Here is a 14058-nt window from a genome sequence, read left to right as displayed (position 1 = left end):
TCCTGAAAAACAGCTGGCACAATCAAAAATTGTGTTGGCTGTTTTTATTTTTATTAAACTAATATTGAAAAATCTTTTTTAAATTTAGTCCTTTAATAATCTTATAAATTTCTTATTTTCGTTAGAAAATGTCTCCATCAAAAGTGGAGAATTAAAATCAAAACCGATATAAAATGTCAAAGAAATTTATCTTCCTGTTCTTTCTATCAAGTCTTTTTGCAATTGGGCAAACAAAAAAGGCTTCAAAATTAGAAACTTATACAAGCCGAAAAGAAATTTATGAAATAAAATACAATCCTGAAAAATGGATTTTGACAGAGACGTCCGACTGGGATGTACAATTTCATGACAAATACAATTTGGTCAATGCCTATTTTATTGAATATGATTATTTCATTACAGATAAAAAGCTCAAAAGTACAATTGAAGACGAATACAAAGCGTTTGGTAAAATCAAAAATCTAAAAATCACCAAAAAGAAAATAAACGATTTAACGGTGAATTACTTTGAGTGTGAGTTGGATTACAACGATATGCTGTACAAATATCAGGGATTTATCTACAACGGAAAAGGTGGTTCTATACAAATGCAATATGGCGCTCAGGCAGAAGCAATAGAACAAAATCAGAATATTATTGATGAATTGAATAATGGGATTTCGATTATTAACTAAAACAAAAAAGGCATAAGATTTAATTTCTTATGCCTTTTCTATATTAAAACTAAAAATTATCTTGAATAATTTGGAGCTTCTTTAGTAATCGTTACATTATGTGGGTGACTTTCTGTAATTCCGCTTGATGTAATTCTAACAAAACGTCCAGATTCCTGCAAAGTCGGTATATCTTTAGAACCACAATATCCCATTCCGGCACGAAGGCCTCCAATAAATTGAAGCATACTTTCGTTTAATTCTCCTTTGTAAGGAACGCGACCGACAATTCCTTCCGGAACTAATTTTTTAACATCGTCTTCAACATCTTGAAAATAACGGTCTTTAGAACCTGTCTGCATTGCTTCAACAGAACCCATTCCGCGATAAGATTTGAACTTTCTTCCTTCAAAAATAATAGTTTCTCCCGGAGATTCTTTTGTTCCTGCTAATAATGAACCTAACATTACACAGTCGGCTCCGGCTGCGATTGCTTTAGGAATATCACCTGTATAACGAATTCCACCATCAGCAATTACAGGAACACCAGTTCCTTTAATAGCAGCTGCAACTTCAAGAACTGCAGAAAACTGAGGAAAACCAACACCTGCAACAATACGTGTAGTACAGATAGAACCAGGACCGATTCCTACTTTTACACCATCAGCACCATTCTCTACCAAATATTTAGCAGCTTCCGGCGTTGCAATGTTTCCAACAATTACATCTATTTCAGGGAATTTTGATTTTACTTCTTTCAATACATTTACCACACCTTCAGTATGTCCGTGTGCTGTATCAATAATTATGGCGTCTACACCGGCAGCAACCAAAGCTTCTGCTCTTAGAACTGCATCTCCTGTAACACCAATTGCAGCAGCAACTCTCAAACGACCAAAAATATCTTTATTAGCGATTGGTTTTTGAGTCAGCTTTGTTATATCTCTAAAAGTAATTAGTCCAACTAATTCATTTTGAGCATTTACAACCGGTAGTTTCTCAATTTTATGACCTTGCAAAACTACTTCGGCTTGTTCTAGTGAAGTTCCTTCGGCAACTGTAACCAGGTTTTTGCTTGTCATTACCTCAACGATTGGTCTTGCACCGTTTTTTTCGAAACGTAAATCACGATTCGTTACAATACCTTTAAGAATTCTGTTTTCGTCAACGATTGGAATACCGCCAATTCCGAATTCTTTCATCGCATTTTTTGCATCTGCAATAGTTGAATTCATTGGTAATGTTACCGGATCGATAATCATTCCGGCTTCTGCTCGTTTCACTTTTCTAACCTTCGCCGCTTGTTGCTCGATGGTCATGTTTTTATGTAAAACTCCAATTCCGCCTTCTTGCGCCATAGCAATTGCCATTGCACTTTCGGTCACTGTATCCATAGCAGCAGATACGATTGGAACGTTTAATGTTATGTTTCTTGAGAATTTTGATTTGATACTCACTTCGCGGGGAAGCACATTCGAGTAGTTAGGTACTAATAATACATCGTCGTAAGTTAAACCTTCGCCGATAATCTTGGAGTTGTGTGCTATCATTGTTGCAATTTCTAGTTGAATTGCGTGCAAATATAGTGAATAAATCGGCAACTTGTTCACTCTCTCCTTCATAAAATTGTATTTACAGGAAACTACTTACAATATTAAAGTTCAATTTTTTTTGAATTCTAAATTCCAAATAGCGACAGTATTTTTTTGAATACCCGGAGATTTTGGGCCTTGAGTCGAAATTACAAAAATTAGATTTAAAAAAATCTAATCCTCCTTATTTTGAAAAACAAAATTGAGACCAAATTGAAATGCTACACTATTGGCTTTTGAAACATCTTTGTATTCTAAAACATTATCTACCAATGCATAAATATTGAATTTTCCTAAAGTACCCGAAAGTCCGAGACCAATGTTTTTGCTTGAAAAAGTATCAAATGTATAAGTAGCCTTTACATCTAATTTTTTGAAAATACTGCGTTTATAAAATGCTGTTATTGCAGCAATTGGTGATCGTGGAGCTGACATGGCAAAAAACTGAACTCCGACATCATTCAAATAACGTCTTTGTATTTGTCCTCTGCAATTACAATCTTCATCTGACCTGTATTCTCCAAATGAATATTGAAGGGATGAATATACTTTTACGGGCCTCCATGTGGTGTATTTATTATAAAGCGTATCTCTGGGAATGGCTTGGTCAAATTCGTCAAAAACATTTTCAGGATTGTCTGATCCCAAAAAATCGGGATTTGCACCATTATATTGATAAGTGCCTTTGTAGGTTAATGTTTCGATATCTTTGGTTTGCTTTATAAAACCAACATCTATAACACTGGCTGTAAATTGCAGGTTTTCTTTAAAATAATAAGTAAGTCCGGCATCAATACCTAAACCGAGACTTCCGTTAAAAAAAGTATTGTGTGCAATATCTTTGGCTACGTTTCCTTCGTATTCGTCTTTTGTAAATTTTGAAATTCCTGAGGTTTTAAGTTCTAAATTTGATGATATGGACTGGTTATACATATTTGGCGTTGTTGTGCTCTGTCCTGTATAGATGAATCCCGAATTTTTTGTTGAAGTGGCATTGGCTCCGCTTGAGTAAATCTTTGCACGTCCGCCTAAGACAAGTTTTTTGTTTATTTTTTTATGAAACCCTACATGCAATACAGAAAGAACTTCGGCTTTTAGGCTGAGATCTCCTAAATTGAATGCTTTTCCCATGTAATTTTTGTTTCCGTCTAAGGCCAGCAATGCCAGATCTTTGGGCATGTACATAAAAAAATCAAATTCCTGATACATTCCAAATGATATGTAAGACTCGCTTTCTCTCCCTCCTACTCTAAAACCGCCCGAAAATAATTCCAATTGTTGATTTGTCACCATTCTGTCATTGCTTGATGACTTATTAATAACATTTCGAACTTTATCATTAAAATCAACCCCATTATCTGCAAATAAGTCATAGGCTGAGAAACTGCTTGACCCGAGATTAGCAGAAATTCCGGATAATACAGGAACTCCGAAATAAAATTTATAGGATACATCGGCACCCGGATTGACAAGGGATGACTGAGGGATTGAAGTAAAATTATAAAGCACTTCTTTATTTTGAGAATAAGAAGAAAACTGAAAAAGGACTAATAATAGTAATACTTTTTTCATTCTATCTCTAAATAAGCGGTTCCACCTGATTTCAGTTTTATATTTCCGGTACTATTTTCATCCAATGGAGGTCCTGCAGCTACAATTAGAACAAACCCAATTTTTACAGTTTGTTTTAGCAGCTCCAATCTTTGGTTTTCAAATACTTCAGTAGGATATTTTATAACATTCGGACTTCCTATGTAGGCTGGAACAGGAAAAGAAATGGTATCGAGAGTTTCATTATTGGCATTTAGCAATAACAGCTGTACGGCAAAAGCTCTGTTAATTGTATTTTCTATTTCAAAATCAAATTCTGCTTTTAATAAATCTTCTGTGAAAAATTTATCCTTAAAAATATCAAATTCACGCGTATCAAAAGCAATATGAGTTCCCCCATCATCTGTAAGCTGGCTTGCAGGCACATCAAAATAAGCAAGATTGGCCACTACTACCGGCTTTAATTTTAAATCCCTGACCTGATCAAAATCTAAATCACTAGTACATGAAATAAATAATAATGGCAAAAAGAGGAATCTGAATACTTTATTTTCAAAAAATAATTTCATAACCACATAAAATAAGATTAAACTTACAACGTGTAATGTTATTGTTTATTATTACATTGATAATAAAGATACTATATTTTTAATGAAATTTTCCAAACAATTTTGAAGCTTCATTATAAGCGCTTTCAAAACTTAGTGAATTTAAGCCAGTTATCTTTTTATTTGCCGTAAAATAAGAAATCAGTTTTTCTGTTGGCATATTTCCGGTAAGCTTATCTGTTGCCATCGGACATCCTCCGAAGCCCTGAATAGCGCCATCAAAACGTGTACAGCCTGACTGGTATGCAGCATCTATTTTTTCGAACCAGGTATTGGGTGTTGTATGCAAATGCGCACCAAATTCTATTTGAGGATATTTTGGAATCAGGTGTGAAAAAAGGTAGGTAATTACTTCTGGCGTTGAGCTGCCTACAGTGTCTGAAAGTGATAAGATTTTCACTCCCATTTTTGACAATTTCTCTGTCCATTCTCCCACTATTTCAACATTCCACGGATCTCCGTATGGATTTCCGAAACCCATTGAAAGATACGTTACTACTTCTTTGTTTTTTTTATCGGCAATTTCGAGAATTTCCTGCAGTGTGACTAAAGATTCTGCGATTGTCTTGTGGGTATTACGCATCTGAAAATTTTCTGAAATAGAAAAAGGAAATCCTAAATACCGAATCGGCTCATGCTCTGATGCCTGAATCGCTCCTTGGGTATTTGCAATAATTGCGAGCAATTTACTTGTCGTTTTAGAAAGGTCAAGTTGTGCCAATACTTCAGCTGTATCCTGCATTTGCGGAATAGCTTTTGGAGAAACAAAACTTCCAAAATCAATAGTATCAAAGCCAACCCTAAGTAAGGCTTGTATATAAGTAACTTTATTTTTTGTCGGAATAAACGTTTTGATACCTTGCATGGCATCGCGTGGACATTCAATAATTTTGATTTCTTTATTCAAGGCGTATTCTTTAGTGAATGCTAAGTTAGTTTCTTTTTTAAAGAAATAAAAACTATACTCCCTTTTAATTATATTACTCAATATTGTAATAATTGTTGTTATTACGAAAAAAAGTAATAATATTAAATATTACATAAAAATGTAATAATTAATATTATTACATATATTTGCAAATAAGAATAGTAGTATTTTTTTATTATATTTGAAATCATGACTAGTGTAATTACAGGCGACATAATAGATTCAAGAAAGCAGGAATCGAAAAACTGGATAGAAAGTTTAAAAAAAATTCTGTCTCCATTTGGGCAAACACCAATTCAATGGGAAGTGTACAGGGGAGATGAATTTCAAATCGAAATAACAAATCCCGAAGACGCCTTATTGACTGCTATTTTAATTAAAGCACATTTAAGGGCGCTAAAATTAGATGCACGCATGAGTATTGGTTTTGGAGACAAAACGCATAATGGTGAAAAAATATCCGAAAGTTATGGTTCTGCTTTTATAAATTCCGGAGAACTTTTTGAGACTTTAAAAAAACAAAAAGTAACCTTGGCTATGCGTACCGGTAATCAATCAATAGACGAAAAAATGAATCTAATGATTCGGCTGGCGTTGACATTTATGGACAACTGGCTTGTACAATCGGCAGAATTTATGGCCGCGGCAATAGAAAACCCAAACTTATCACAAGAAGAGTTAGGTCAGAAATTAGGAATAAACCAGGCTGCTGTCAGCCGGAGACAAAAACGTGCACAGTTTGATCTGGTTATGAATTTAGACCGTTATTTTAGAACTCAGATAAACCAATTATAATCTTATGATTTTATTTATAAAACTGCTGTTATCCCATTTATTAGGCGATTTTATATGGCAGCCAAACTCATGGGTAACCGATAAGGAAGCAAAAAAACACAAGAGTATTTATTTATATTTTCATATTCTACTACACGGAATTTTGGCTGCAGTTCTGGTTTGGGAAGTTCAGTTTATTCCGTATGCTGTATTAATTGCTCTTACCCACGGAATTATTGATTTAATCAAATTAAATTTCCAAAAAAATACAACAAAAAGGACATGGTTTATTGTTGATCAAATTTTACATCTGCTGGTATTAACCGGAATTGTGTTTTTGTATGAAAATAAAACAATCTATATGTTTTGGATTGACAATCGGTTTTGGATTCTTATAACCGGATTTTTATTTATAACAAAACCAATATCAATTCTCATTAAAACAATCATTTCTGTCTGGAATCCCGAAAACAGCAATAATGATAGTGATAATTCTCTTGCCAATGCAGGAAATTATATTGGAATATTAGAACGCTTATTTGTTTTCTGTTTTATCCTGACGGGTCATTTTGAAGCTATAGGTTTTTTACTGGCTGCGAAATCTATTTTCAGGTTTGGCGACCTTAAAGAAGCCAAAGACAGAAAACTAACCGAATATGTCCTAATCGGAACTCTGATAAGTTTCGGATCTGCAATTATTACCGGACTTATTGTCCAGGGATTGCTTTTACAGCTGCTTTAATACTTTTTTATTAATTGCCTTAATCAAAGCCGGGCCTTCATAAATAAAACCGGTATAAAGCTGTACTAAGCTGGCTCCTGCATTTAATTTTTCGATTGCGTCCTCAGGAGAATGTATTCCTCCTACTCCGATAATAGGAAATGCATTATTGCTTTTTTCTGAGAGAAAACGAATCACTTCTGTCGAACGCTTTGTTAACGGCTTTCCAGACAAACCTCCTGTTTCTGTTTGGTTCGCAGATTGCAGACCTTCTCTTGAAATTGTTGTATTTGTTGCAATTACACCTGCTATTTGCGTCGTTTTTACAATATCAATAATATCCAATAACTGCTCGTCTGTTAAGTCAGGAGCAATTTTCAAAAGAATTGGCTTTATTTTCTGAGTGCTTGTTTTTTGCTTTTCGATATTTCTGTTTTGCAATGTCTGTAACAAAGCCGTCAGAGGTTCCTTATCTTGTAAAGCTCTTAAATTTGGTGTATTTGGTGAACTTACATTTACTACAAAATAATCAACATGATCAAACAATGCATCAAAACAAATGATATAATCCTTAACTGCATCTTCATTAGAAGTTACTTTATTCTTTCCGATATTTCCGCCAATCAAAACACCCGATTTTTTTTTCAAACGCTCAACAGCTTCTAAAACTCCGCCATTATTAAAACCCATTCGGTTAATAATTGCCTGGTCTTCTTTTAATCTGAATAAACGCTTTTTTGGATTTCCTTCCTGCCCGACCGGGGTTACAGTTCCGATTTCGATAAAACCAAAACCAAAATCGCCTAGTTCTTTGTATAATTTTGCATCTTTATCAAAACCCGCTGCAAGTCCAACCGGATTTTTGAACTTAATTCCAAAAACTTCTCTTTCTAAACGACTGTCTTTTACTTCATAAACTGATCTTATAATTGCTGAAACGCCTGGGATCTTTGAAATGAATTTAATAAATGAAAAAGTAAAGTAATGTACTTCTTCTGGATCAAACCAAAAAAGTATCGGGCGAATTATCAATTTATACATAAGAGTGTTGTTGTGTTTTTTTTGGATGCAAATTTAAATATTATAGTTTAAAAAGGTACTCTTTTACAAAAACAAAATTATAAGAGGTTGCAAATTATAAAATGAAACAAAGTCACGCCTTTTGATAAGTTCATCTGAAACTTATATTAATTAATTTTGATAAAATTAAGAAAATTCTTATTGTGAATTGTGTTTTATTTAAACTGCAAATCATTTTAAAACAGTTTTCAGGACAAAACATTTCCCCTGGAAAACAGGGCTGGCGTTTTAAAATCTAATGGGATATTTCACTATAATTCAAAGTTTTACGTTCTTAAATACAAATTGAATATCTTTTTTTCATAACTTTAATCATATAAATCGCTGAAAATGAAAAACATATCCAAAACTCTAAAAAAATCTGCACTTCTGTGTTTGATTGGTACATTTTTCCTCATTTCAATTGATAGTTTTGCGCAACGCAATCATGGCGGCGGGGTTAAAAGATCCGGCGGCGCAACACATAATCGACCAACAAAACCAGCTACGCAGACAAGGCCTAATGCTACCAGGCCAACGACAACCAGACCCGGATCGAATAATTCCGGAACTAAAGTAACAAGACCCGGAAATAGTTCAGACTCAAAAATCAGTAATAGAAATAATACTAACAGAACTAACACAAATAGAAACTCCAACACAATAAATAGAAATAATGGTAACAGAAACACTAACATAAGTGGTAATACCAGAAATAATATTAATGTTGACAGAAGCAGGGATATTACTATTAACAACAATCGTAATACTGTAGTGCGCAGAAATACTGTAGTTTACACACGACCACCTTATGTATATGGCGGTTACAGATATCACAGTTATCATCCTTATTATTATCATCCTTACAGACCTTATTACTGGGGACCGGTTTGGCATCCGTGGGGCTTTTTTGTAGCTACCCTGGCCGTTACAGCAATTGTTGTAAGTGTAGAAAGCACTCAATATCATTATGATCAGGGAGTTTGGTATGCACCGTCAAATGGTGGATATACGGCAGTACCAGCACCGGTTGGAGGAACTGTAAACAATATTCCAAGCGGGGCACAAACTGTAAATACAGGAACGGTTAATAATTATTATTACGGAGGAACTTATTATGAAAAAGACGGAAACTCTTACAAGGTTGTCGCTCCTACAGCCGGGACTATAGTAGAAAGCCTTCCGGAAGGCGGCAAAGAAGTAACTATTGGAGATGTAAAATATATTCAGTTTGGCGAAACTTATTATCAGCCTGTTCAGGTAGATGGTAAAAATAAATACGAAGTAGTTTTAGTAGAAAAAGACAAATAAATGTTAGTTGTTTTAAAAACTATTTATCCTATAGATTCAGTAGAATTTTATATATTTGGAAAAAAAATATTAATTACCTCATTGATGTAACTGTAATTGAGGTTTTTATAATCGTATCTTAATATCAAACCAGAATTACTCCTAAATTAACCAAAATGAAAAACAAAACGTATTGGGTTTTTGCCATAATTACCATTTTTATTGTCTCAATTGCATATGGTTTTACCAAATTAATTGATCCAAAAGACAAAAAAGAAGTAGCTGAATGTGAGGCGACTCCGAATGTTTCGGCAGAATCTGAATTTAAACCTACCATCGTAAATAACACTTCGGCTCCGTCTAAGGCACCGAAAGGAATGGTGTGGATTCCGGGTGGCGAATTCTCTATGGGAAGCAATGTCGAAGACGAAAGTCTATGCAGCATAAAGGGTATTACAAAAGACGCCGCCCCGATTCATAGGGTTTATGTTGATGGCTATTTTATGGATGAGACAGAAGTGACAAATGAACAATATGCGGCGTTCGTAAAAGCTACAGGCTATATTACAGTTGCAGAACAGAAACCGACTAAAGAAGAATTTCCAACGGCAGCCGATGAAGATTTAATTGCTGGCTCTATAGTTTTTTCGCCTACTCCTTCAGCAGTTAATTTAAATAATTTTCTACAATGGTGGGCTTATATTGGCGGAACTGACTGGAAACATCCTGAAGGGCCCGGGAGCTCTATAAAAGGAAGAGAAAAATATCCTGTAGTTCAGATTGCTTATGAAGATGCAGCAGCTTATGCAAAATGGGCCGGCAAAAGGCTACCAACCGAGGCAGAATGGGAATTTGCTGCAAGAGGTGGAAAAACCGGAAACTTATACGCCTGGGGAAATACCTTGAAACAAAAAGGAAAATTTCAGGCTAATATTTATCAGGGACATTTTCCTATAAAGGATGGTGATACTGGTGAAGATGGTTTTATAGGTATTGCTCCTACTGCACAGTATGCCCCAAATTCATACGGATTATACGATATGGCAGGAAATGTTTGGGAATTGGTTAATGACTGGTATAGTGTAGATTATTACAAATCTCTAAGTGAAAATGGTAAAGTCGCTAAAAATCCACAGGGGCCTGAGGCTTATCATGATCCCAACGATCCCAATCAAATAAAAAAAGTACATCGTGGAGGATCTTTTTTATGTACCGATCAATACTGTACACGCTACATGGTCGGAACAAGAGGAAAAGGAGAAGTAAGGTCTGCTGCTAATCATCTTGGTTTTCGATGCGTAAAAAGTATATAAAAAAATATAAATAACACAAAACGGATTCTATTTATTAGAATCCGTTTTTGTTTGATTTTATATAAAAAGCTGTAATTTTCCAGCTAACAAAAATGCCTTATCTTTGCTAAAAAAATAAAAAATGCAACATATAATCGATCGTTTTATTAGTTACGTAACAATTGACACGGAATCTGATCCAAATTCACAAACAACGCCAAGTACAGAAAAACAGTGGAATCTTGCCAATAAATTAGTCGAAGAATTAAAAGCAATTGGCCTGCAAGATGTTACAATAGACGAGAAAGCTTATATCATGGCCACTTTGCCAGAGAATGTTGAACATGAAGTTCCAACAATTGGTTTTATTTCTCATTTTGATACTTCACCAGATTTTAGCGGGGCGAATGTAAAACCGCAGATTGTTGAAAATTACGATGGAAAAGACATTATTCTAAATGCTGAAAAAAATATCGTTTTATCCCCAAACTATTTCAAGGATCTTTTGCAATACAAAGGTCAGACCATAATCACTACAGACGGAACTACTCTTTTGGGCGCAGATGATAAAGCCGGTATTACAGAAATTGTTTCTGCAATGGAATATTTAATTCAGCATCCGGAAATTAAACACGGGAAAATCAGAATTGGATTTACTCCAGATGAAGAAATTGGCCGTGGCGCTCATCATTTTGATGTAGAGAAATTTGGTGCTCAATGGGCATACACAATGGACGGAAGCCAAATTGGCGAGCTAGAGTACGAAAACTTTAATGCGGCAGGAGCAAAAATCACTTTCAAAGGAAAAAGTGTTCACCCGGGATATGCCAAAGGAAAAATGATCAATTCAATGTTAATTGCAAATGAATTTATTAATGAACTTCCTAAAGGTGAAACTCCACAGGAAACAAAGAGTTATGAAGGTTTCTTTCATGTGCACCATTTAACAGGAAGTATTGAAGAAACTGTTCTGGAACTTATTATACGTGACCATAACAAGGCTAAATTCGAAAAACGTAAAAGTTTAATTGAAAGGATTGCCAAAAAAATCAATAAAAAATTTGCTAAACAGTATGGCGAAGATATTGTAATAGCCGAAATAAGAGATCAGTATTATAATATGAAAGAAAAAGTGCTTCCGGTAAAACATATTGTTGATATTGCCGAAAAAGCAATGCGTGAATTGCATATTAAACCAATCATAAAACCAATTCGTGGCGGTACAGATGGCTCTCAGTTATCTTACATGGGATTGCCTTGTCCTAATATTTTTGCAGGCGGGCATAACTTTCACGGAAAATACGAATATGTTCCGGCAGAGAGTATCCAGAAAGCAACAGATGTAATTGTAAAAATTGCTGAGCTAACAGCTATTCCGGGAATTTTTGATGTCACTGAAAAAACTAAAAAAAACAAGTAAATTGGAATCTCAATCTGATAGTAAAGGACTTTGGAAATTTAGTCAAAAATGGGAGGAGGAATTACTTCTCCTAAAATCAATTATTGATAAAACTGAACTAACGGAAACGACAAAATGGGGCGGCCCGGTTTATGTTTTTAATAAAAAGAACGTTATTGGCCTTGGCGGTTTCAAAGAATATTTTGCTATTTGGTTCTTCAATGGCGTTTTTCTCAAAGACGAAAAAAAGAAACTATTGAATGCTCAGGAAGATAAAACCAAATCACTTCGTCAATGGCGTTTTAAATCAAAAGAAGAGGTAAACGAAAAGGAGATTTTAGAATATATCCGGGAAGCAATCGAAAATGAAAAGCAGGGAAAAATCATTAAACCTTCAAAAAAGGAAACGATTACATCTGAACTTCTGGATAAAGAAATGATTCAGAATCCGGACTTAAAAGAAGCTTTTGAAAAATTTTCTCCTTATAAACAATATGAGTTTTTAGAATATATTGAAACGGCTAAACAGGAAAAAACTAAGCTATCTAGAATTGAAAAAGTGATTCCGATGATATTAGGAAATATTGGGTTGAATGATAAATACAGGTAGAAATTTAAAATTCAATATTTTTAAAATTCCAATTCCAATACTATATTGACGTTTTTCACATTTTGTCATCCTGACACAGGAAGGATCACACTAACAGCTTGAGATATATCATCGACATTCTTTGCGGAATTCCGTTTGTGATCCTTCCTGCGTCAGGATGACAAGATAGTAGCAAAAAAAATCCCAAACTCCTCCGATAAGTATCGGGATGGAATTTGGGATTTATATTTTGTGAATTTAAAAATTAAGCTTTTTTAGCATTCAGAGCAGCTGTTTTTTCTACAGAAATAGCAGATCTGTCTATTTTTAATTTTCCTGACATTGTTTCTATAACTAAAGTAGCTTCAGATATTTCAGTAACTTTTCCATGAATACCTCCAATAGTAATTATCTTATCTCCTATTTTTAAACTTTGAGCGAATTCTTTTTCTCTTTTAGCCTTTTTTTGTGCCGGCATAATCATAAAGAAATAAAGCACTACGAACATTAATAAATAAGGAGCAAATTTCATTATATCTTGCATAATTTTTTGTTTTTATTGTTTTAGAATTTATGTTTGTTTTTTGAGAATTTATTTTCAATTACATCAAACCTCTTCCAACTTTAATCAACTTTTTGTTGGCTTCCAGTTCTTTAGCCAAATTGTCTAAAATTCCGTTGATAAAAATACTGCTTTTTGGTGTAGAATACTCTTTTGCAATTTCTAAATATTCGTTAAGAGTTACTTTTACCGGAATCGAAGGGAATTTTAAAAACTCGCAGATTGCCATTTTCAAAATAATAGTATCAATTTCTGCAATACGGTCACTATCCCAGTTTGGTGTTTTGTCTTCGTATTCTTTTGCTAAAACTTTTTCGTTTAAAACTGTTCTTCTAAACAGGTCTTTTGCAAAATCTTTGTCTTCTACGTCTTTATACAATTTTGGAACTCTAAAATCATCTGAATCTTCTGTTTTAATAGCTTTCAGCTGTTTGATGATGTGTGTATTTACAACCGGAATATCATCAACCCAGGTCAGTTTATCATCTTCCAGATACTCATATAATTTTTCATTCGGAACAATTACATTTTCAAATAAATCGATTATAAATTGTCTGTCTTCTTCAAAAGTATTAACAGTGTTGCTCATGTATTTTTTATACAAATCGCTTGCTTTAATATCATTTAAAAGTAAAATGATATAATCATCGTTTAATGACCAGTTGTTGATTTTACGGTTTTCTAAAGCGATACTCAGAGAGTTGCTTTCTGCAAGAATCTGAAAAATTTTGTTCTTAATAAATTTTTCGTTTGGGTTACGTTCTGCTGCAGTCGCAAGATGTTTTTTACTTGAAAGATGTAAAAAAACAGATTCTTTTTTACATATCTCTATCAATGAAGATAACATTACTAAATATAAGTCCTGAATATTATCTATACTGTAGAAAAGAAATTTCTCTTCTTTTTCCAGATTGTCAGAACCGCTTTGATGCATAGCATAAATGGATTGCATTACCTTAACGCGTATGTGTCTTCTATTTACCACCTTGTAAGAACATTTAAAAATTAGGGTGCAAAAATAAGAATTTCACAGCTTATAA

At 34.0% G+C, this 14058-nt stretch carries 14 protein-coding genes; 7 read left to right on the top strand and 7 right to left on the bottom strand.

Going from position 1 to position 14058, the window contains the following annotated elements:
* Nucleotides 1-173: 173 nt before the first annotated feature.
* Nucleotides 174-674, top strand: coding sequence for a hypothetical protein (locus JOD96_RS06590; protein WP_209563480.1), 501 nt, complete (start codon nt 174-176; stop codon nt 672-674).
* A 56-nt stretch (nt 675-730) separates the two neighbouring features.
* Here JOD96_RS06590 and guaB read toward each other — a convergent pair whose 3' ends face one another.
* From guaB to JOD96_RS06570, 4 genes are all read right to left on the bottom strand, one after another.
* Entirely contained in the window at nt 731-2203 is a 1473-nt protein-coding gene (guaB, locus tag JOD96_RS06585) for an IMP dehydrogenase (protein ID WP_209563479.1), read from the bottom strand.
* Between the two features lie 216 nt (nt 2204-2419).
* On the bottom strand, nt 2420-3817 hold the full coding sequence (locus JOD96_RS06580) for a DUF5723 family protein (protein ID WP_209563478.1): 1398 nt from the start codon (nt 3815-3817) through the stop codon (nt 2420-2422).
* A complete protein-coding gene (locus JOD96_RS06575; RefSeq protein ID WP_209563477.1) occupies nt 3814-4365 on the bottom strand; it encodes a hypothetical protein in 552 nt (183 codons plus the stop codon). The genes JOD96_RS06580 and JOD96_RS06575 overlap by 4 nt, the downstream gene beginning before the upstream one ends.
* Before the next feature lie 79 nt (nt 4366-4444).
* On the bottom strand, nt 4445-5311 hold the full coding sequence (locus JOD96_RS06570) for a hydroxymethylglutaryl-CoA lyase (RefSeq protein WP_209563476.1): 867 nt from the start codon (nt 5309-5311) through the stop codon (nt 4445-4447).
* Nucleotides 5312-5521: 210 nt separating this feature from the next.
* Between JOD96_RS06570 and JOD96_RS06565 the strand changes: the two genes are divergently transcribed.
* Both JOD96_RS06565 and JOD96_RS06560 read left to right on the top strand, forming a co-directional pair.
* Nucleotides 5522-6127: a hypothetical protein gene (locus tag JOD96_RS06565; protein ID WP_209563475.1), complete on the top strand. Its 606-nt coding sequence runs from the start codon at nt 5522-5524 to the stop codon at nt 6125-6127.
* A 4-nt stretch (nt 6128-6131) separates the two neighbouring features.
* Nucleotides 6132-6848: a DUF3307 domain-containing protein gene (locus JOD96_RS06560; RefSeq protein WP_209563474.1), complete on the top strand. Its 717-nt coding sequence runs from the start codon at nt 6132-6134 to the stop codon at nt 6846-6848.
* Here the strand turns inward: JOD96_RS06560 and JOD96_RS06555 are convergent.
* The gene (locus JOD96_RS06555; protein WP_209563473.1) at nt 6834-7868 is read right to left on the bottom strand and encodes a quinone-dependent dihydroorotate dehydrogenase; all 1035 of its coding nucleotides are present in this window, start codon (nt 7866-7868) and stop codon (nt 6834-6836) included. The two genes, JOD96_RS06560 and JOD96_RS06555, sit on opposite strands and share 15 nt — an antisense overlap.
* 369 nt (nt 7869-8237) lie before the next feature.
* On the opposite strand from JOD96_RS06555, the gene JOD96_RS06550 reads away from it, so the two are divergent.
* The 4 genes from JOD96_RS06550 to JOD96_RS06535 all read left to right on the top strand — a co-directional run bounded on the left by JOD96_RS06550 (nt 8238) and on the right by JOD96_RS06535 (nt 12477).
* Nucleotides 8238-9197 carry a DUF6515 family protein gene (locus JOD96_RS06550; RefSeq protein WP_209563472.1) on the top strand — a complete coding sequence of 320 codons (960 nt, stop codon included), beginning with the start codon at nt 8238-8240 and terminating at the stop codon, nt 9195-9197.
* Between the two features lie 155 nt (nt 9198-9352).
* Nucleotides 9353-10489 (top strand): formylglycine-generating enzyme family protein, encoded by a 1137-nt coding sequence (locus tag JOD96_RS06545; RefSeq protein ID WP_209563471.1) that lies wholly within the window; start codon nt 9353-9355, stop codon nt 10487-10489.
* 121 nt (nt 10490-10610) lie between these two features.
* Nucleotides 10611-11888, top strand: a complete 1278-nt coding sequence (pepT, locus tag JOD96_RS06540) for a peptidase T (protein WP_209563470.1) — start codon at nt 10611-10613, stop codon at nt 11886-11888.
* 1 nt (nt 11889) lies between these two features.
* Entirely contained in the window at nt 11890-12477 is a 588-nt protein-coding gene (locus JOD96_RS06535) for a YdeI/OmpD-associated family protein (RefSeq protein ID WP_245188361.1), read from the top strand.
* Nucleotides 12478-12721: 244 nt separating this feature from the next.
* Here JOD96_RS06535 and yajC read toward each other — a convergent pair whose 3' ends face one another.
* Nucleotides 12722-13000 (bottom strand): preprotein translocase subunit YajC, encoded by a 279-nt coding sequence (gene yajC / locus JOD96_RS06530; RefSeq protein ID WP_209563468.1) that lies wholly within the window; start codon nt 12998-13000, stop codon nt 12722-12724.
* Nucleotides 13001-13058: 58 nt separating this feature from the next.
* Nucleotides 13059-13970, bottom strand: coding sequence for a transcription antitermination factor NusB (nusB, locus tag JOD96_RS06525; RefSeq protein WP_209563628.1), 912 nt, complete (start codon nt 13968-13970; stop codon nt 13059-13061).
* Between the last annotated feature and the right edge of the window lie 88 nt (nt 13971-14058).

This window comes from Flavobacterium sp. 1355 (assembly GCF_017833415.1).
Classification (GTDB): Bacteria; Bacteroidota; Bacteroidia; order Flavobacteriales; family Flavobacteriaceae; genus Flavobacterium.
This window is presented reverse-complemented; position numbering and strand designations above follow the sequence as displayed.